Genomic DNA, 904 nt, shown 5'->3' on the forward strand with positions numbered 1-904 from the left:
ATCGCAGACCCAGCCGATCTGGCCTTTCACAACGAGTGCCTCTTGGTCGACGGAAAGCCTGTGGATCTCGTCTATAACCGACTCACCGATTTCTATCTGGAAGGCGACAATTGCAGCGCGCTGCGCAGCGCTTATTTGGCTGATGTCGTGACGGTAACGCCACACCCTCAGGCCTATGCCCTTTATGCCGACAAACGCCGGTTTGTTGACCTAACCAACGCACGTTTTTTGGAAGAGATTGGCGTTGATCAGCAAATCCGAACCGTATTGGCCCAATACGTCCCGCTTACCGTTCCTGTCGAGCATCGCAATGCGGAGCACCTCTGGCAAAACCGCCGTAGCCTCTTTTTCAAGCCTGTCAGCGGGTTTGGTAGTCGCGGTGCGTACCGAGGAGACAAGCTCACCAAGCGGGTTTGGGAAGAAATCATTGGCGGAAACTACTTGGCCCAGTCCCTTATAGCTCCTGGCGAGCGTAGAACCGTCGCCGACCCTCAGGTACGACCAATGAAGTTTGACCTGCGCGCGTACGCTTATGCTGGCGAGGTGCAGTGGAACGCTGCCAGGGTCTACCAAGGCCAAACGACCAACTTTCGAACGGAGGGGGGCGGCTTTGCTCCTGTGTTTACCTTAGGCGAGGAAGAGGAGCTGGCCGGTTCCACAAGGCAACTATCGCACGCCTCGTTCACTTTCTTGCTCGACGAAACCGGAGCCATAGAAAAGCTGCCGCACCCGCTCTATCTCGCGTTGGTTCGAGCCGAAAGGGCTACTTCGAAGCTTGCCGGTAAGCGTTTTCGATTGGCGGACTGGTATGTGGCAATGGAAGACGGCCAACCGTCTAAGGTCATCCGAGAGTGGTACGGGTGGGTAGCGTTCGACGCAGATGGCGGTTACCACCCTGAACGTG

The 904-nt window shown here is 56.5% G+C and carries 1 protein-coding gene; it reads left to right on the forward strand.

All coding sequences use genetic code 11. The features are described from left to right. Positions 1–60: 60 nt before the first annotated feature. Positions 61–904: hypothetical protein (locus QKY98_RS23465; protein ID WP_284671684.1), on the forward strand; the 844-nt coding region annotated here is incomplete at its 3' end.

Origin of the sequence: Pseudomonas sp. HR1 (assembly GCF_030175875.1) — a bacterium.
GTDB classification, from domain to species: domain Bacteria; phylum Pseudomonadota; class Gammaproteobacteria; order Pseudomonadales; family Pseudomonadaceae; genus Chryseomonas; species Chryseomonas oryzihabitans.